This window comes from Thauera sp. K11 (assembly GCF_002354895.1).
Taxonomy (GTDB): Bacteria; Pseudomonadota; Gammaproteobacteria; order Burkholderiales; family Rhodocyclaceae; genus Thauera; species Thauera sinica.
Genome location: NZ_CP023439.1, coordinates 1,107,721 through 1,125,239, shown reverse-complemented (window position 1 = coordinate 1,125,239; position 17,519 = coordinate 1,107,721). Strand labels below are relative to the sequence as shown.

The window sequence follows — 17,519 nt, the reverse complement described above, 5'->3', positions numbered from 1 at the left end:
CCCGCAGCGCGCGAAGGCGGAAGGGGTTACAGCAGCGCGTCGCGGCTGATGCCGCGGCGCTTGAGGATGCGCCGGAGCTGGCCGAGCGCCTCGAGCTGGATCTGGCGCACGCGCTCGCGGGTGAGATCCAGGCGCAACGCCAGTTCTTCCAGCGTCAGCAGTTCGCATTCGTCTATGCCGTAGCGGTGCAGGATCACCAGGCGCTGCTTGTCGCTGAGCATCTTGATCCATTCGCGCACCAGTTGCTCGACCTCGGACGAATGGATCTGCAGGTCCGGCGTCTCGACGTGCTCGTCGGCGAGCGACTCGCCGATCGACAAGGTCGGGTCGATGTCCAGCGGCGCATCGAGCGAGGCCGTATGCTCGCTCAGCGCCAGCACGGCGCGCACCTCGTCGACCGTCTTGTTCAACCGCCGCGCGATGTCCTCCAGCGTGGATTCGCCATTCGAGGCCGCCTCCAGCGAGCGCTGCGCGCGCAGGACCTGGTTGAGTTCCTTGACGACGTGGACCGGCAGCCGGATCGTGCGCGACTGGTTCATGATCGCGCGCTCGATGTTCTGGCGTATCCACCAGGTGGCGTAGGTGGAGAAGCGGAAGCCGCGCTCGGGATCGAACTTTTCCAGCGCGTGCATGAGGCCGAGGTTGCCTTCTTCGACCAGGTCGAGCAGCGGAATGCCGCGGTTGAGGTAATGCTTGGCGATGTTGACGACCAGCCGCAGGTTGCGTTCGATCATCGTCTGCCTGGACTCGAAGTCGCCGATGCGCACCAGCCTGGCCAGGCGCAGTTCCTCTTCGGCGGTCAGCAGCGGATTGGCGCCTATTTCATTGAGGTAGAGCTGCGTGACATCGCTGAGGAAGTCGTTCTCGGTGACCTGGCCTTGCTGGCTGACGAAGACTTCCACCTCCAGCGGAAGATCCGGCTCCTGACTTTCGAGATCGTCCAGCTCGACCGGTTCTTCCATCCATCACTCCTTCAGCGTGCCGGGAGATACTTCATCGGATCGACCGCCTTGCCCTGTTTGCGAATCTCGAAATGCAGCTTCGGGCGATCGGCTTCGGTATTTCCAAGTTCCGCGATCTGCTGCCCCTTGGCGACAACGTCGTCCTCCTTCACGAGCAGCTTCTGGTTATGAGCGTAGACGGAGTTGTACTCCTGGTTATGCTTGATGACAACCAGCTTTCCGTAACCGCGCAAACCGCTGCCGGCATACACCACCTTGCCGGCGGCCGAGGCATAGACCGGGTCGCCGAGGCTGCCGGCGATGTCGACGCCCTTGTTCGTCGTCTCGTTGAAGCCGGCGATCGGCTTGCCCTTTGCCGGCCACAGCCAATCGCCATTGCCCTGCGCCGGCGGCACCACCGCGGGCGCGGGCGTGGCCGGCTGGACTGCCGCGCCATTGGGACTCAGCTTCGCCCACGCCTCGTCCGAGTAAGGCTGACGACCGCCGATCGGTGTCTGCTTGATGGGCACTACGGCGGCGGCATCGCCCGGCGTGGCCGGAACCGGTGCCACCGCCACGCCGCCGGGCGCCACCGGAATCGCCGTGGCGACCTCGCCGCCGGCATCCTGACCGGGAGGCGCCACGCGCAGGCTCTGCCCCACGTGGATCTGGTTCGGATCGGTGAGGCCATTCCAGGCTGCCAGGCTGGCCACCGTCTGGCCATACTGGCGCGCGATGGCGAGCAGGGTGTCACCCGGGCGCACGACGTGTACGCCTGCCGCAGGCGCCTGCGGCGCCGCCGAAGGAGGCGGCACGCTGTCATGCACGGGCGCCGTCACCCGCGACGCGCAACCGGACGACACCGCCGCCGCGACCAGGAGCGCGGCGGCCACCCGCCTTTGTTTCGTGAATCGTTCGATGTCTTTCATTCCGTACCAGCAAGGAGCGGGACGAAGCGTACCGCCTCGTGCCAGCTTTCCCTGAACATGTTTCCTTGTCGCTCGACGAGCAGCAGGCGCTGCTCCGACGAGCCTACCGGGACGATCAGACGGCCGCCCGGGGCGAGTTGTTCCTTCAGCGCCTGCGGCAGACCGATTGCGGCCGCAGCGACGATGATGCTGTCGAACGGGGCCGCCTCCGCCAGCCCCAGACTACCGTCGGCAAGTTTCAGCCGTACGTTGGGCAGGCGCAAGGGACGCAGGTTTGCACGCGCCCGATCGAGCAGCGGCCGGATCCGTTCCACCGCATAGACCTCGGTGGCAAGCTGGGCGAGCACGGCGGCCTGATAGCCGCAGCCGGCACCCACCTCGAGCGTCTTGCCGAGTTCGCGCCCGGCGCGGAGCAGCTCGATCATCCGCGCCACCACGAAGGGCTGCGAGATCGTCTGCTGAAAACCGATCGGCAGCGGCGTGTCGTCGTACGCGCTGTAGGCGAGCCCTTCCTCGACGAACTGGTGGCGCGGCACCACCTGCATCGCGGCCAGCACACGCTCGTCGCGGATGCCCTGCCCGCGCAGGCGCTCGACCATGCGCGCGCGCGCGCGCGTGGCCTGCCCGGCATCCGCAGCGCGCATCGTCACAGCTTCAACCAGTCGGAGACCGGGGCGAGGAGCCCGGTGTGGGTCAGGTCCAGTTGCAGCGGCGTCACCGACACGTAGCCGTTCGCAACCGCATGGAAGTCGGTCCCCTCGCCGGCGTCGGCCGCACCGCCGGCAGCGCCGACCCAGTAGACCGTCTCGTTGCGCGGCGTCACGCTGCGCACCACTGGTTCGGCCTTGTGGCGCTTGCCCAGGCGCGTGACCTTGATCTCGCGCAGGCTGTCGTAGGGAACGTCCGGCACATTCACGTTGAGCAGCACCGGCTGGCGGAAGGGGGCACGCATGAAGCGTTCGGCGAGATCGCGCGCCACCCTGGCCGCAGCCGAAAAGTCGGACGCCGACTTGCTCACCAGCGACACCGCGATCGACGGCACGCCCAGCAGAAAACCCTCGGTGGCCGCCGCCACGGTGCCGGAATACACCGTGTCGTCGCCCATGTTGGCGCCATGGTTGACGCCGGACACGACCATGTCGGGCAGATGATCGAGCATGCCGGTGACTGCCAGATGCACGCAGTCGGTCGGCGTGCCGTTCACGAAATGGAAGCCGTTCGCGGCACGGCGCAACGACAGCGGGCGGTCCAGCGTCAGCGAATTGCTGGCGCCGCTGCGGTCGCGCTCGGGGGCAACGACCGTGACCTCGCCTATCGAGCCAAGGGCTTCCGCAAGCGCCGCGATCCCGGGGGCGAAATAACCGTCGTCGTTACTGACCAGAATACGCATTTCGAGTCCATGCAAAGCGTCGCCGAGGAAGACGGACATGCTTGATCCGCCCGGCAAGAGGCGAAAATTCTAGCACAGGGCGAAGATGTGTCCGGCGCGCCGGCGGACAATCGCCCGCGTGAAAAGACGCCCCGGCCGGCCTCCTCGCCGGCATGCCCCGACCCTTGCATCGGCCCGCGCTGCACGCCGCCGCGAGGGCCGCAGGCCGGCCCCCGATACGTCTCCGGCGATGGAAACCGGCGGGTGGTGCGGTGCAATAAAGGTTGCCTGCCCGGATTTGGATACACTATATTTTCGTGAATATATAAGTGCGAACCTCACTCCGGCTGCCCGAGCGGTCCTGCGCAAGGCAGACTTCCCGGGATGTCACGGCCGTTGTCTTTCCCCGGAATCATCCCGATGGATATTGCTGTCTGGCCGGAATGGCCATTGCGCTTCGGCGCCCTCTTCCACGTCGGGCTCGCCCTGATCCTGACCGCCCTGGCGGGCGAAGCATGCCGGCGCGCAAAACTGCCCGGCGTGAGCGGCTATGCGGCTGCCGGGCTGTTGCTCGGGCCGATGCTGCTGGGCTGGTTCGATACGACCGCCCTCACGACCTATCGCAGCGTGCTCGATCTGTGCCTCGTCCTGCTGCTGTTCGAGCTGGGCATACGCCTGGACGTACGGTGGTTCCGCGCCAACCCGTGGGTGCTGGCGGCAAGCCTGACCGAGATCGCGCTCAGCTTCATGCTGACCTTCGGCGCCCTGCGGGCGATCGGCGTCGGCACGGCGCTGGCGCTGGCCGTCGCAGCCGTCGCCGTCGGCACCTCGCCCATCGTGGTGATGCGGGTGGCCGCGGAGCAGCGCGCCAGCGGCCAGGTGACCGACCGGCTGCTCGCATTGTGCGCCCTCAACGCAGCCGCCTCCGTCGTGCTGCTCAAGCTCGTGATGGGCGGGCTGCACGGGACGCACGGCGGCGGTTTTCTCGCCCTGCTGCATCCGCTCTACCTGCTGGTGGGGTCCATCGCCTGCGGCGTGCTCATCGCGGGCGCCTACACCGCACTGCGCAAGATCGTGGATCCGGCGTCCGAACAGGGGCTGGCGGCCATCATCGCCCTCATGCTGGTGGCGATGCCCATCCTGAGCGCCCTCCGCCTTCCGGTCGTGCTCGCCCCGCTGATCGGCGGCGCCCTGGTCAAATGGTTCGACCCGCGCCCCCATCTGTGGCCGACGCAGTTCGGCAGCGTGGGCGGCATCCTGGTGATCGTCACCTTCATGCTCGCCGGATCGGCGGCGAGCATGGGCCAGCTCATGGCTGGCGCGGGCCTCGCCGTGGTGGCGATTCTCGCCCGCGCCCTCGGCAAGCTCGCCGGGGTGTTCGCATTCGGCCCCAGCAGCGGGCTCGACTACCGCAAGAGCGTGGCCCTCGGTGTCGCGCTGATGCCTTTGTCGGTACTGGCGCTCCTGCAGGTGGAGGACGTTCGGCTCCTCTATCCCGAGTTCGGCGAGCAACTGCAGCCCGTCGTGCTGGGCATGGTCGTGGTGCTCGGCCTGTTCGGCGCCATCGCCACGCGCTGGGCCCTGCTCCGCAGCCGGGAAACCCGTACGGAAGAAACTTCATGAGCCTCGATGCCTTTGCCTCCTCGCGCGCGCTTTCCATCGGCGTGGAACTCGAGCTGCAGCTCGTCAGCACGCACGACTACGATCTCGCCCCCGTCGCCGAAGACCTGCTGCGGGCTTTGTCCCGCACCGACCTGCAGGGCGAGGTGAAACCCGAGATGACGAACTCGATGATCGAGCTGTCCACACGCGTCTGCGACGACCACGACATGGTGTGCGCACAGCTCGAATCACTGCGCGATGCGCTCGCCGCCGCGGCACGCAAGCTCAACATCGGCATCTGCGGCGGCGGCACGCACGCCTTCCAGGACTGGGGCGAGCAGCGGATCTTCGACGGCCCGCGCTTTCACTACCTGTCCGACCTCTACGGCTACCTCGCCAAGCAATTCACCGTCTTCGGCCAGCATGTGCACGTCGGCTGCCCCAGTCCCGACATCGCGCTCTACCTGCTGCATGGCCTGTCCCGCTACATCCCCCACCTGATCGCGCTGTCGGCCTCGTCTCCCTTCGTCCAGGGGCGGGACACCGGCTTCGAGTCCGCCCGGCTGAATTCGGTGCTCGCATTCCCGCTGTCCGGCCGCGCCCCGTTCATCGAGACCTGGAGCGACTTCGAGCGCTACTTCGACAAGATGACCGGCACCGGCGTGGTCAGCAGCATGAAGGACTTCTACTGGGATATCCGGCCCAAGCCCGAGTACGGCACGATCGAGATCCGGGTCATGGACACCCCGCTGACCGTGCGGCGGGCTGCGGCCATCGCTGCCTACATCCAGACCCTGGCGCGCTACCTGATGATCGAGCGGCCGTTCCGCTTCGCGGAAGACGACTATCTCGTCTACACGTTCAACCGCTTCCAGGCTTGCCGTTTCGGCTACGCCGGCATCTACGTCCACCCGGAAACCCACGCGCACATCCCCATCGCGGACGAAATCGCGGCCAGCTTCGGGTCCATCGAACAGCACGCCATCGAACTGGGCACCGACGGCGCCCTTGCATCCTTGCTCGCCGACGTACGCGCCGGCCGCAATGATGCGCGCTGGCTGCGCGAGCAGCGCACGAGCCGGGCCCCGCTGGCCGAAGTCGTGATGGCGCAGTGTGCCCGCTGGACGCAGGGAGGCGAGATGTGAGCCGAACACCGCTGCGCATCGGCCTGTCGGCCCGCCTGATGCACAGCCCCCCGCCCGAGCTCGGCTTCCCGGGCAAGACCCTCCAATATCTCGAGCAGTCGATGGCGCACTGGATCATGTCGCACGGCGCGCTCGCATTGATGGTCCCGACCATCGGCGAACACCTCGGGCTGCGCCGGGCACAGATCTCCGTGCGCGACTACGTCACCACGCTGGACGGTCTGGTGCTGCAGGGCGGAGCCGACGTCAGCCCCACGACCTACCACGAGGATCCGCTGCGCCCGGAATGGAGCGGCGACCGCATACGCGATCTCTACGAGATCGAACTGCTGTGGGAGTTCGTGATCCAGGGCAAACCGGTGCTGGGCGTATGCCGCGGAGCGCAGCTCATCAACGTCGCCTGCGGCGGGACGCTGTGGCAGGACATCGCCGAATACGTGCCCGGGGCAGTCGCGCATCGCGACGGCGACCTGTACGACAACCACCACCATGCCATCGAGTTCGCGTCCGGCAGCCGGCTTGCGCAGATCTATCCGAAAGTCGGGGGCGGCCGCGTCAATAGCATCCATCACCAGGCTGTGCGCGAACTCGGCGCCGACCTGGTGGTCGAGGCGCGCTCGGTCGGCGACGGGGTGATCGAAGCCATCCGCTGGCAAGGCGCCGGCTACCTTTTCGGTTGCCAGTGGCACCCGGAGTTCCACAGCGGCAACGGCGACCTGCTGGACGGCAGCCCGATCATGCAGGACTTTCTCGAGGCCGCGGAAAAGGCGCGAGCCTAGACGAGATCGCGTTGCCGGCCCCGGGCGCGGGAAGTCGAACGAAGGGTGCGGTTCAGGCCGTCGCTTTGCGGCGGCGTCCGGCCAGTGCGGCGGCCAGGCCGGCGACGCCGAGGAGCGCGAGCACGCCGGGTTCGGGCACCGGGTTGACAGGCGTCCGCTGGCCGTCGATCGCGAAGGCGAGGTCGAACGCGTCCTCCGTCCAGTCGTCGCCGTCGTCGCCGCGCCATTGGCTGGAGCCGTTGGGAAGGCCCGTCTGCCAGAACCACTCGACGTCTTCGTTGCCGACCGACAGCAGGTAGGTGATCCCGCCCGCCAGGGAGAACGACAGGCCGTCGATCCAGTAGCGGTAGAGGGGGTTCTGGCCGTCGTCGTGGATCGCCGGATCCGCCAGTTCCCGATTCACCGCGCCCAGGTAGGTGACCAGCGGCGCGGCACCCCCCGCCAGCGAATCGAAGAGACGGACCACGAATCCGTCCGGGCCGGCCTCCGTCCCCCACCAGGCGATGCCTTGCAGTTCGCTGTCGCCGCCCAGGACGAACGTGTCTCCGTTCTGGTAGCCCACGCTGTTGGCCGAGAGAAAGCCCGGTCCGCCGTCCGCGGGGCGTTGCTGGACCAGCACGGCAGCGGATGCGGGCGCAGCCAGCGCTGCGGCCAGGACTGCGGCGGCACCCAGTTTCTTCAGGGTAGTGGGCAACATGCGACCTCCGGTAAGGGTTTCTGCCTGACGCTCAAGCAAGATCGGCGCCAGATATAAAATCAATTGCTTTCAATGGCTTGTGTTCCAGCCGGGGCGGGACCGTCAAATACGCCGACGCGCCCGCCCCGTCGCATCAAAGATCGAGCGGGTTCGGCTGCAATGTCCCCACCGGCTGGAACTCGAACTCCACCCAGTTCACCAGGAAGTCACTGCCGTGGAGCCCGGCACCGTCGGCATAGACGCCGGTGGCGAAACCGCCCCCCGCGCCGGCGTAGGCGCCGAACACGAAGTCCGTCCCGTCGTAGGCCCCGGCGCTGATTTCGACGGCGGTGAAGTCCGCCGTCGAATCCAGGCTCACGGTCTTGCCGCCGGTGGTCGAATCGGCGACGAACGTGGCTTCGTCCACCACGTTGCCGCTGGCGTCGAGCAGGCGCAGACGCCCGCTTTCGGCATGGAGCGTGCCGTCGTCGTTGAGGTAGAAGCGCGACAGATCGACGGTGACCTTGCTCGCGGCCTGTCCCAGTTCGATGCGCAGCACTTCGCGGCCGTCGATTTCCTGCCGCACGCTGCTGGTGGCGGCGGACTGGCCGCTGACGCCCAGGTCGCCGGAGTAATGATCGACGCCGGCGAGCGTGGTGGCGTTCGTTCCGCTGAAATTGACCGCGCTCCACGCCTCGCCCGTATCGGTGGCATCGGCCTTGTGGACGATGGCGGAGACCTTGTCCCCCAGCCAGGCGTCGGCGATCGCGTTCGGATTGCCCGAGGTGACCCGCGTCGGCGCCTCGCCGATGCGCACCGTCTCCGGCGGCAGCACGTTCCCTTCGACGGTGACCGACTTGCTGCCGGCGACGAAGCTGCCGTCCTCGTCGGTGACGCTGAGGGTGATGCCGTAATTGCCGTCATCGGCATAGGTGTGGCTGGCGTTGCCACCAAGCGCGGCGAACTCGGTGGCGGCGTCCGCACCCGGGTCGGCCAGCGTGCCGAAGTTCAGCATGTAAGCGCTGCCTTCGTCGACGCTGCCGGCACCGGTCAGTGCAATAACCGGCGCAACGTTGGTTACCGCCACAGTGAAGCTTGCGCTGGCTTCATCCATACCCGCTTCGTCGATCACCTTCACCGTGACTACGGTCGCGGCCGGACCATCCGGATAGACATGACTGATGTCGAAACTGCTGTTGCCAGGGGCGAGACTTCCGGTTTCGTCGGCCAGGCCATCGCCATCCCAGTCGATTTCGTAGGTCCAGCCATTTGCGCCTGCGTCGGCGCCATCGGTGAAATTCACGGTGCGCCCGAAAGCCTGGCCTTCGGCAACCTCGAGATCCCCACCGGCCGCAACGGCAACACCCGGGGTGACGTCATCATCCACAATCTCGCCAATCGCCCACAGTTCCGTATCCGTTCCTGCAAAACCGGCGTTACTGATTTCGGAGAGCCGCAGCACGAAGGTTTCGGTGGGCTCGTCGAGCGCATCGTCGAGGATGGGAACCTCGACGGTGAACGCGCTCTGGCCCGGCTCGATGAGGAACGTACCGGAGACGGGCGTGAAGTCCGCCCCGGCGCTGGCCGTGCCGGCCACGACCGCGAACTGCCCGCTGACCGCCGCGGCCGTCGGGCTGGACAGGTTCAGCGTGAACACGGCGGTGGCGCCGCCGGGCGCCTCCTGCACCTGGACGTCGGCCACGCTCAGGATCGGCAGGCCGTCCACCGCTGCCGGGGCATCGTTGTCGATGATGGTGCCGATGGCATCGAGCGCCGCCACCCCGCCGGCCAGCGCGGCGTTCTGGGGGTTGGTCAGCCGCAGCACGAACGTCTCGTCCGGCTCCACGGCGGTGCCGCCATACGGCGTGACCACGATCACCGCACTGGTCTGCCCCGGCGCGAACGTCAGCGTGCCGCTGGTGGCGACGTAGTCGCTGCCGGCCAGCGCCGTGCCGGCCACCGTCGCATAGCTCACCCGCACCGTTTGCGTGGTCGGCGCCGACAGCCGCACAACGAACTCCATCGTCGGGCTGTACGTGCTGTTGGACTCCAACACCTGCGCCGGCTCGATGCTGATCACCGGCACGACGCCACCGCCGGCATCGTCGTCCAGGATCCTGCCCACGCCCTCGGCACCCGCCCCCCCGGCGCCGACAGCACCAGCGAGAACTGCTCGGTGCTCTCCACGGCCGTGTCGCCGTACACCGGCACGTGCACCGTCGCCACCGTCTGACCCGCCAGGAAGGTCAGCGTACCGCTGACCGGTGCGAAGTCCACACCCGAACTGGCCGTGCCCGGTGCAGTGGTGTAGTTGACCGTCACCGCCTGATCCACCGGCTGCGACAGCCGCACCTCGAACACCACCTCGCGCTGGCCGCTGTGGCCTTCCACGACCTCCGCATCGCCCACCAGCAATGCCAGCTTCGCGCCCGTGCCGTCGTTGTCCAGGATCGTGCCGGCCGCGCGCAGGCTCACCGCACCGTCGGCGAACTGCGCTCCCCGGGCATTGGTCAGCTCCAGCACGAACGATTCGTCGAACTCCACCGCCGAGCCGCCGTACGTGGTGATCGCGATCACCGCGCTGGTCTGGCCCGCAGCGACCACCAGCGTGCCCGAGACCGCGTCGTAATCGCCGCCGTCCGTTGCCGTCTTGCCGATCGTCCGGTAGTCGATGCGAACCTCCGCCGTCGCCGCTTCCGACAGCGTCACCACGAACTGCATGTTCGGGCTGTACGTGCTGTTGGTCTCCAGGACCACCGCATCCGCCAGCGTCACCACGGGAACGCCCGGCGCATCCGTCACTCCGGCAATCCCGGGTTCGCCCTGACCGCTGGCGGGATACGTGTTGATCGGTTCTTCGATAGCAATCGGCATCTCTTCACCTCGTCAAGCTGGTCGGCCACCCACCGGTGCAATGAAGGGCGTAACAACAAATTTCAGACCCGGCGAAGAAACAGCGAAAAATCAGTTCGTTAGAATGTTAAATTTGCGTGAATGTAAAAAATTATGACATATGTGCCGGACGTCATAGACAGCACATTGCATTTGTGTTAACAAAAAAACAGGCGCTCGCTCTCCTGCAGGTCGCGCAGCAAGACGCCGCGCTGCGGCTGTACTTCGGCCGACTCGGGCAACAGTTCGGCATTGAGGCGCGCCCGGGTCAGGGGGCTGCGCAGTTCGTAGCTGATGGCCGGCAGCAGCGCGCGCTCGGCTTCGAGAGTGTCCGGATGCCCGGAATGAAGAACAGGAAGCGCCCGGTCAGATTGCACTGGCGCGTCTGGTATTCAGGGCGGGTCGGGATCGCAGACGCCGCCGTTGTCCTCGGCTATTCGAGGCCAGTGGGCGGCATGCCAAGGCAAACGGCTACACAGGCCCAAGGCGAAGGAGACTTTTCTCCGTCAGCGGTGCAGACGTTGAAAGTCGAAGTCCCAGGCGGATTCTCGCTCCCCTCCGCGATGCATGTCGCCCGCTCGCACGTCATCGCTGAAGCGAAGACCAGTGAGCACTTCGATTTCTTCCACGGTCGTCAGGAACTCGCTGACGCGCGCGAGTTCCTCCTCGTCATCGTAGGCTTCGGCGGCTTCCGGAACCCCTTTCGTGAGCTGCTTGAGGACTTCGGATTGATCGGCAAGCAGCGCCACGGATTGCAGTCCTTCCGAGCCATGCCACACCGCGATCTTCCAGAATTTCATCGGCACTTTCACACCGAAGCGGTACTCCGGATCGCTATCGGCAAACACCGGTCCGGCAAAGACAGATACGCGCTTGCGCATGGTGACCGCATTGCGCAGGATGTAGGACTCCACGGCCCGCCACCGGAACTTACCCTTCGCACTAGGCCGGTCGTCCGGACTGCCCTGATTGAAAAAGCCGAGTTGCGGCGCCGCATTCGTGTAGAAGAACGTATCCTCTTCGGCCAGCAGTGCGTCATCGGATGTGCCCCATGCCGGATCTCCCCGCAACACGATGTGCCCCTTCTGGAACATGCGGGCCGTGCGCTCGGCCATCGCACGATGATAGGCCCTGCGCTCTTCCTCCGATGCGTCGCGGCCGGGAAACACGGGCTTCTCGTATCCAGGCACTTTCTGGTTCTCGTAGAACGGCCGGACCATCTGTTCGCTGTCCAGGATGCGTGGATCGGGGCTGAAATCGTCGGACGCTTCAGCGCCTTCGAGCGCTTCGACGCCAAGATCCTCCAGGGTTGGAGCGGTGTTGGTCTGCTTTGTTTGCCGGTTGACTGCAACCACCCGCCGTCCATTGATGTTGCAGGCAGTAAATGCCGCCAGCCGCCGCTCGGCATTCATCACGATGGAGAAGTGGTGGTATTGCAATTCGTGGGGATCTTCACCGTGGACCGCAAACCGGTTCCGGGCCAGGCGGTAGCGAAGATTGGAGACCTCCGGCAACGGGACGATGAAACCGGGAATGAACCCGGGCTCGTAACCGTCCCGATCGGAGAAATCTTCGGCAGACTCTGCCGTCTGCCGCACGAACGCCGGGGGTGATGGCGCGGCCGATGGAACCGGCGGTGCGGCCTGGGACGTTCCCTCCGCAAGCGCTGGTGCGCCCGCCCAGGGCATGCGTACGCTGATCTCCAGTGGCAGCGTCCAAGTCACGATGCCATCACTCGAGACTCTTTGCGACATCGCCGGCCGCGAGCCCGTGGCATGGACTTCGGAGTTGGGTTCTCCCGCCGCTGCCTCACCATGAGGCCCGACGGGTCCGCTTCGGGCCGAACGATCCCAGATGCCAAGCACCGAACGCACCGCATCGTCACTGCGGCGGCCCATCGATCCGATACGGCCGCGCAGCGCCGTGACGATGGCGCTGATGCGGATCCCCTCGTTGACGTCGGTCCGCAGAGGTTGTCCCAGGATACTGGCGACCTCGAACGCCGGCTCGCCCCAATGGTGCAGGGCAATAGGCTCCCAGTCATTGTTGCAGACCGGGGATCCCGAAGATCCCTTTTCCGTGTCGCCCAGGTAGTGCAGCACTTGCAGGGTGTCGTCGCGGGCCACGAGGTTGTTCTCGCGAACGACCAGTTGCTTGAGCCGCCCCTGCGGATGCTGGATGATGTTGGCGATCTCGCCAAGCATGTGCTTGTCGGCTGCGTCGGACAGCGGCATGAACCCGAAGACATCGATCGGCTTGTCGCCGGACAAGCGGGGACCGACGGCGAGCAGCGCAAAGTCCAATCCATCCGTCGGGTCGTTCACGTAGCAGGCATCCGGGTCGAATGCAAAGACCGTCACGCGGCGCTGGTACCCGGAATCGTCGTTCTCGTAGTCGAACTCCACAGCCATCTGCCGCGCGGCGTCCGCACTCGGGATCACGTGGTTGTTGGTCAGGAAGAGTCCCGGTCCGACCAGGAAACCGCTGCCCTGAGCCCGACCCGAGCGGAAAATGACGCGGCCCACTGCGTTCGCCGCAAGACGCCCGCGCGTGAGGAACTCCACGCCCACGAAATCGATACTGGGCCCCTGCAGCGCCTCTGCTGCGGATCTCCGAAGCGCGACTCGGCCAGGCACCGCATCAACCTGTCCCTGCATTGCCTCCGATGCGGGCTCCTGGAGCACAACTCCGTCGATGCGTCTTGCTGTTTGAGCAACCAGGGTTGCCACTGCCTCTGCTTCGCGCAGCGGCATGCTGGCCTTCGCCGCGATGCGGGCGACCAACCGCGGCTCATGCGTTTCCGCCCCCAGCGGGTTGCCCGCCGCAATCTGCCGCAGCGAATGGGCGATCTCCTCACCCTGTTTGGCAATTCGCTGCCGGACCAGCCCCCGGAGATTGGATTCAGTCTTGGGATCCATATCCTTGCCTTCTCCTGTTCGGCCTCGGTGGCGTATCGCAGCCGAGTTCCCGCACGCTGCGCTTTCCCACCAAATCATGGCGTTGACGCCGTGAACAGTGCTGCCGCGGGCCCATGAAGGTGAGCCATTTTCCGGGCGAGGCCATGCAAAGTCGGTGCGAAAGCCTTGCCAGGGGGCCGACGTGTAGCCGCTCGAACTCAGGACAAGGAGGGCGTCAAACGTTCCGCCACCGCTCGACCAGCCAAAGAAAGTGCTCGTAGACCCTGGGGTGGTCCACAGCCCCATCCGGCCGGGTACCTCGCAGATGCTTGATGAGTTCCCCCGCCAGCTCGTGCAGGTTGAGGACGATCTTCCGCCAGGAATGTCGCATGAGTTTTTCGTCAAAGTCCCCACTGCGAATGCCGACAGCGATAAATTCGTAATAATTGAGCATGTACCGCGCCGCCTCGACCCCGTCACGAATTGTCGCATCGGTAGCTTGCCAATCGTTGTGCTTGACGGGAGTGATGCCCGTCAAGGTCGGGTAGGCCGCATTGAGCTTGGTGGCCTTGTCCTGAAAAGCGGTGGAGAGTCGGGACTGCAGCATGGTATTGACCGTATGCTGTTTCAGCGAGTTGCGAATCTGAACGGCGGCCGCCAGCAACCAGCCCAGAATGGCGGCGAGGACGGCATACAGCGCAATCCACTCTTTGGCATCCAGCCCGGTAGAAACGAGCGTCGGGTCCAATGAGACAAGCCAAAACCCGACAGGAACACCAAAAGCCGCAATGAGTACTACTCCCATTGCGGCAATCAAGATATGAGAAAGTCGCACTACAGTTCCCGCCTACCGCCTCTGCGGCAGACGGACGGCTTCAGCAAGCACCCGTTCCTTCATTGAACATCGCTCGTCTCCTTAGTTACACGTCCCTACTATAGGGACAAGCCTGTTGCAAGGCAACCCTCCGAACCTTCACCGCCCAACTCACGGGACACCCGCACTCGTCCCACCAAAGGCTTACAAAGCAAAAAGGCCAGTCTTTCGACTGGCCCAAGTGCTTGATTCGATTGGTCGGGGCGGCGGGATTCGAACTCGCGACCCCTTGCACCCCATGCAAGTGCGCTACCAGGCTGCGCTACGCCCCGACACAAGCCGCCATTATAGCAGCCAATTTTCTATTATCCAGTGATTTCGACGAGCTTCAGTCAGTCCCTCAACCCTGCCAGCGCTTCCTGGATATCGGCGCGCATCTCGGCCAGCAGCGCCTTGTAGCGATCGGCCTCGGCAACGTCTTCCTGGTGCTGGATGGCCGCTTCGCCCAGGCGGTTTCGCGCACCGGAGATCGTGAAACCTTCCTCGTACAGCAATTGCCGGATGCGGCGGATGAGCAGGACTTCATGGTGCTGGTAGTAGCGCCGGTTGCCGCGCCGCTTCACCGGCTTCAACTGGGTGAACTCCTGCTCCCAGTAGCGCAGCACGTGCGGCTTGACGCCGCACAGTTCGGCCACTTCGCCGATGGTGAAGTAGCGCTTGGCAGGGATCGGCGGCAACGGGACCGGACCGGCGTCAGGGCTGCTTGCTTGCATCGCTGAGTTGCTCCACTGCGACCTTCAGCTTCTGGCTGGCATGGAAGGTGACCACGCGCCGGGCGGTGATCGGAATCTCCTCGCCCGTCTTCGGGTTGCGTCCGGGGCGCTGCGGCTTGTCGCGCAGTTGGAAGTTGCCGAAGCCGGAAAGCTTGACGCTGTCGCCGCGCTCCAGGGCGGTCCGGATCTCCTCGAAGAAACCCTCCACCATGTCCTTCGCTTCACGCTTGTTCAATCCGACTTGCTCGAACAACAGGTCGGCCAGTTCTGCCTTCGTCAGGGTCACGTCATTCTCCCGATCCACGCAGGCGCGCACCGAGCACAGCCTCTGCCTGGCGGACGAGCGCCGAGACCGCGGCATCGACCTCGGCATCCTCAAGAGTTCGCTGAGTATCTTGCATCAACACCCTGAAAGCAAGGCTCTTCTTGTCCGGATCGATGCCCTTGCCATGGTAGACGTCGAACAGCGCGATCTCGCGCGCGACCGCCGGCGCCGCCTCGCGCAGGACCTCCAGGACGCGCTCCACCGTGACGTCGAGCGCGACCACGAGGGCGAGGTCGCGGGTCACCGCCGGCATGCGGGAAATCTCCGCGTAGGCCGGCAGCACCGCGCCGAGCGCAGCCTCGAGTTCGATCTCGAACACGACGGGCGCGCTGCCCATGTCGTAGCGCTGGACCCACACCGGATGCAGTTCGCCGACAATGCCGATGTTGTGGCCGTCGAGCCGCACCGTGGCCGCGCGCCCGGGGTGCAGGGCCGGATGCGACAGACTCTCGAAGCTCAGGCAGCGCGGCGCGAACAGCGCTTCGAGGTCGCCCTTCACGTCGTAGAAATCGACCTGGCGCGAGCGCTCGCCCCATTGCTCGGGCAGCGCCGAACCGGCCGCCAGGCCGGCCACCATCAGCGCCTGATGGAAACCGGCCACGGGCTGGCCGTCGGCCTTGCGCTCGAAGCAGCGGCCGATCTCGAACACGCGCACGCGATCCATCTGCCGTTTGCGGTTGGTCACCAGGTTCGCGGCGAGGCCGGGAATCAGGCTGGAGCGCATCACACTGAGCTGGCTGGCGATGGGATTGGCGAGCCGGATCAGGTTCTCGTTGGCGCAGAAATCCCGCTCCCAGGCTTCTTCGACGAAGGCGAAATTGACCACCTCCTGATAGCCGCAGGCCGCCAGCAGGTGGCGCACGTCCCATACCGGGCGGCGGCTCTCGGCACTGGAGAGCATCATCAGCCCGCCCTGCGGCGCGACCGCCGGGATGTTGTCGTAGCCGTGCAGGCGGGCGAGTTCCTCGATGAGGTCTTCCTCGATCTCGATGTCGAAGCGGAAAGACGGCGGCGTGACGAGGAAATCGTCGCCCTGCCGGGCCACCGCCAGGTGCACGCGCTCGAGCAGCGCCTGGATGCCGGCATCGTCGAGGTGGATGCCGAGCAGCCTGCGGGCGCGCGCCGGGCGCAGCCGCACCGCAGGCCGCGCCGGCAGATGGTCGCGCGCGACAGCCTCCTCCACCGGGCCGGCCTCGCCGCCGCAGATGTCGAGGATGAGTCGGGTCGCACGCTCGATCGCGGTGCGGGCAAGTTCGAAATCCACGCCGCGCTCGAAACGATGCGACGCATCGGACGCGAAGCCATGGGCGCGCGCACGGCCGGCGATGACGGCCGGCGCGAAGAACGCGCTCTCAAGGAAGACTTCGGTGGTATCGAGCGTGATGCCGCTCTCTTCCCCGCCCATGATGCCGGCCAGCGCCAGGGCGCGCGCCTCGTCGGCGATCAGCAGGGTGTCGGCCGCGGGCGTCACCGTCTGCTCGTTGAGCAGCAGCACCTGTTCGCCGGCGCGCGGGTAGCGGACGTGGATGGCACCGGACAGCTTCGTGTCGTCGAAGGCGTGCAGCGGCTGGCCCAGTTCCAGCATCACGTAGTTGGTGACATCGACCAACGCGCTGATGGAGCGGACGCCGCTGCGCACCAGGCGGCGCACCATCCATTCGGGCGTCGGCGCCCTGGCATCGACGCCGCGCAGGATGCGGCCGCAATAGCGCGGGCAGGCATCGGGGGCATCGAGGACGATGGCGCGTCGCGCATCGATCGCCGGCGTGACCGGCACCACCTCGGGCAGTTCCAGGGACCGGCCGGTGATCGCCGCCAACTCGCGTGCGACGCCGGTCAGGCTCAGGCAATCGGCGCGGTTGGGCGTGAGCTTGATCGTGAACAGCGTGTCGTCGAGCCCGAGGTAGTCACGGATGTCGGTGCCGGCCGGCGCGTCGTCCGGCAGCACGTAGAGGCCGCCGTGATCTTCCGACAGGCCGAGTTCGCGCGCCGAGCACAGCATGCCGAAGGACTCCACGCCACGCAGCTTGGCGGCCTTGATCGCGAAGTCGCCCGGCAGCCGCGCCCCGACCTTGGCGCAAGGCACGTTCATGCCCGCCGCCGCGTTCGGCGCGCCGCAGACGATCTGCAGCAGTTCGCCCGTGCCCGCATCGACCTTGCAGAGCTTGAGCTTGTCGGCATTCGGGTGCTTGTCGGCCTCGACGATCCGCGCCACGACGACGCCCGAGAACACCGGCGCGGCCGGGTCGGCTTCTTCCACCTCGAGGCCGGCCATCGTCAGCAGATGACCGAGTTCGGCGCTGTCGCACTGCGGATCGACGAAAGTCCGCAGCCACTGTTCGGAGAATTGCATGATTCCTATACCTGGATGGGCTTG

General features: G+C 66.1%; 16 protein-coding genes and 1 tRNA gene. 3 read left to right on the top strand and 14 right to left on the bottom strand.

All coding sequences use genetic code 11. The features are described from left to right. Positions 1-26: 26 nt before the first annotated feature. From rpoS to surE, 4 genes are read right to left on the bottom strand one after another with little or no spacing between them, the layout of a single operon-like run. The gene (rpoS, locus tag CCZ27_RS04910) at positions 27-962 is read right to left on the bottom strand and encodes an RNA polymerase sigma factor RpoS (RefSeq protein WP_096446088.1); all 936 of its coding nucleotides are present in this window, start codon (positions 960-962) and stop codon (positions 27-29) included. Positions 963-973: 11 nt separating this feature from the next. Further along, positions 974-1,870 (bottom strand): peptidoglycan DD-metalloendopeptidase family protein, encoded by an 897-nt coding sequence (locus CCZ27_RS04905; RefSeq protein ID WP_198363267.1) that lies wholly within the window; start codon positions 1,868-1,870, stop codon positions 974-976. Further along, on the bottom strand, positions 1,867-2,514 hold the full coding sequence (locus CCZ27_RS04900; RefSeq protein WP_096446086.1) for a protein-L-isoaspartate(D-aspartate) O-methyltransferase: 648 nt from the start codon (positions 2,512-2,514) through the stop codon (positions 1,867-1,869). Before CCZ27_RS04900 ends, CCZ27_RS04905 begins: the two co-directional genes overlap by 4 nt. A 2-nt stretch (positions 2,515-2,516) precedes the next feature. Continuing rightward, positions 2,517-3,260 (bottom strand): 5'/3'-nucleotidase SurE, encoded by a 744-nt coding sequence (surE, locus tag CCZ27_RS04895; protein WP_096452185.1) that lies wholly within the window; start codon positions 3,258-3,260, stop codon positions 2,517-2,519. A gap of 399 nt (positions 3,261-3,659) precedes the next feature. Between surE and CCZ27_RS04890 the strand changes: the two genes are divergently transcribed. From CCZ27_RS04890 to CCZ27_RS04880, 3 genes are read left to right on the top strand one after another with little or no spacing between them, the layout of a single operon-like run. After that, positions 3,660-4,862: a cation:proton antiporter domain-containing protein gene (locus CCZ27_RS04890; protein WP_096446084.1), complete on the top strand. Its 1,203-nt coding sequence runs from the start codon at positions 3,660-3,662 to the stop codon at positions 4,860-4,862. Continuing rightward, the gene (locus CCZ27_RS04885; RefSeq protein WP_096446082.1) at positions 4,859-5,986 is read left to right on the top strand and encodes a YbdK family carboxylate-amine ligase; all 1,128 of its coding nucleotides are present in this window, start codon (positions 4,859-4,861) and stop codon (positions 5,984-5,986) included. Before CCZ27_RS04890 ends, CCZ27_RS04885 begins: the two co-directional genes overlap by 4 nt. Beyond that, complete coding sequence (locus tag CCZ27_RS04880; protein WP_096446080.1) at positions 5,983-6,765, top strand: gamma-glutamyl-gamma-aminobutyrate hydrolase family protein; 783 nt, start codon at positions 5,983-5,985, stop codon at positions 6,763-6,765. Before CCZ27_RS04885 ends, CCZ27_RS04880 begins: the two co-directional genes overlap by 4 nt. A 52-nt stretch (positions 6,766-6,817) precedes the next feature. Here the strand turns inward: CCZ27_RS04880 and CCZ27_RS04875 are convergent, their stop codons facing one another. The 10 genes from CCZ27_RS04875 to pheT form a co-directional block, all read right to left on the bottom strand. Next, positions 6,818-7,462: a PEP-CTERM sorting domain-containing protein gene (locus CCZ27_RS04875; protein WP_096446078.1), complete on the bottom strand. Its 645-nt coding sequence runs from the start codon at positions 7,460-7,462 to the stop codon at positions 6,818-6,820. Between the two features lie 133 nt (positions 7,463-7,595). Continuing rightward, a complete protein-coding gene (locus tag CCZ27_RS04870) occupies positions 7,596-9,566 on the bottom strand; it encodes a Calx-beta domain-containing protein (protein WP_096446076.1) in 1,971 nt (656 codons plus the stop codon). Further along, positions 9,518-10,315: a Calx-beta domain-containing protein gene (locus CCZ27_RS04865; protein WP_096446074.1), complete on the bottom strand. Its 798-nt coding sequence runs from the start codon at positions 10,313-10,315 to the stop codon at positions 9,518-9,520. The genes CCZ27_RS04870 and CCZ27_RS04865 overlap by 49 nt, the downstream gene beginning before the upstream one ends. 176 nt (positions 10,316-10,491) lie before the next feature. Continuing rightward, the gene (locus CCZ27_RS04860) at positions 10,492-10,710 is read right to left on the bottom strand and encodes a hypothetical protein (RefSeq protein WP_198363266.1); all 219 of its coding nucleotides are present in this window, start codon (positions 10,708-10,710) and stop codon (positions 10,492-10,494) included. A gap of 129 nt (positions 10,711-10,839) precedes the next feature. Next, on the bottom strand, positions 10,840-13,251 hold the full coding sequence (locus CCZ27_RS04855) for a DNA/RNA non-specific endonuclease (RefSeq protein ID WP_198363265.1): 2,412 nt from the start codon (positions 13,249-13,251) through the stop codon (positions 10,840-10,842). Positions 13,252-13,465: 214 nt separating this feature from the next. Further along, positions 13,466-14,035, bottom strand: coding sequence for a DUF4760 domain-containing protein (locus CCZ27_RS04850; RefSeq protein WP_096446070.1), 570 nt, complete (start codon positions 14,033-14,035; stop codon positions 13,466-13,468). A gap of 264 nt (positions 14,036-14,299) precedes the next feature. Beyond that, positions 14,300-14,376 (bottom strand) — tRNA-Pro (locus CCZ27_RS04845). Positions 14,377-14,436: 60 nt separating this feature from the next. Continuing rightward, complete coding sequence (locus CCZ27_RS04840; RefSeq protein WP_096446068.1) at positions 14,437-14,817, bottom strand: MerR family transcriptional regulator; 381 nt, start codon at positions 14,815-14,817, stop codon at positions 14,437-14,439. Next, positions 14,798-15,103, bottom strand: coding sequence for an integration host factor subunit alpha (locus tag CCZ27_RS04835; RefSeq protein ID WP_096446066.1), 306 nt, complete (start codon positions 15,101-15,103; stop codon positions 14,798-14,800). Before CCZ27_RS04835 ends, CCZ27_RS04840 begins: the two co-directional genes overlap by 20 nt. Position 15,104: 1 nt before the next feature. Continuing rightward, positions 15,105-17,495, bottom strand: coding sequence for a phenylalanine--tRNA ligase subunit beta (gene pheT, locus CCZ27_RS04830; RefSeq protein WP_096446064.1), 2,391 nt, complete (start codon positions 17,493-17,495; stop codon positions 15,105-15,107). Positions 17,496-17,519 lie beyond the last annotated feature (24 nt).

What these genes read in the sequence shown, in the direction of transcription:
- rpoS (WP_096446088.1), bottom strand. Translation starts at nt 962, where the DNA reads ATGGAAGAACCGGTCGAGCTGGACGATCTCGAAAGTCAGGAGCCGGAT.
- CCZ27_RS04905 (WP_198363267.1), bottom strand. Translation starts at nt 1,870, where the DNA reads ATGAAAGACATCGAACGATTCACGAAACAAAGGCGGGTGGCCGCCGCG.
- CCZ27_RS04900 (WP_096446086.1), bottom strand. Translation starts at nt 2,514, where the DNA reads ATGCGCGCTGCGGATGCCGGGCAGGCCACGCGCGCGCGCGCGCGCATG.
- surE (WP_096452185.1), bottom strand. Translation starts at nt 3,260, where the DNA reads ATGCGTATTCTGGTCAGTAACGACGACGGTTATTTCGCCCCCGGGATC.
- CCZ27_RS04890 (WP_096446084.1), top strand. Translation starts at nt 3,660, where the DNA reads ATGGATATTGCTGTCTGGCCGGAATGGCCATTGCGCTTCGGCGCCCTC.
- CCZ27_RS04885 (WP_096446082.1), top strand. Translation starts at nt 4,859, where the DNA reads ATGAGCCTCGATGCCTTTGCCTCCTCGCGCGCGCTTTCCATCGGCGTG.
- CCZ27_RS04875 (WP_096446078.1), bottom strand. Translation starts at nt 7,462, where the DNA reads ATGTTGCCCACTACCCTGAAGAAACTGGGTGCCGCCGCAGTCCTGGCC.
- CCZ27_RS04865 (WP_096446074.1), bottom strand. Translation starts at nt 10,315, where the DNA reads ATGCCGATTGCTATCGAAGAACCGATCAACACGTATCCCGCCAGCGGT.
- CCZ27_RS04855 (WP_198363265.1), bottom strand. Translation starts at nt 13,251, where the DNA reads ATGGATCCCAAGACTGAATCCAATCTCCGGGGGCTGGTCCGGCAGCGA.
- CCZ27_RS04850 (WP_096446070.1), bottom strand. Translation starts at nt 14,035, where the DNA reads ATGGGAGTAGTACTCATTGCGGCTTTTGGTGTTCCTGTCGGGTTTTGG.
- CCZ27_RS04840 (WP_096446068.1), bottom strand. Translation starts at nt 14,817, where the DNA reads ATGCAAGCAAGCAGCCCTGACGCCGGTCCGGTCCCGTTGCCGCCGATC.
- pheT (WP_096446064.1), bottom strand. Translation starts at nt 17,495, where the DNA reads ATGCAATTCTCCGAACAGTGGCTGCGGACTTTCGTCGATCCGCAGTGC.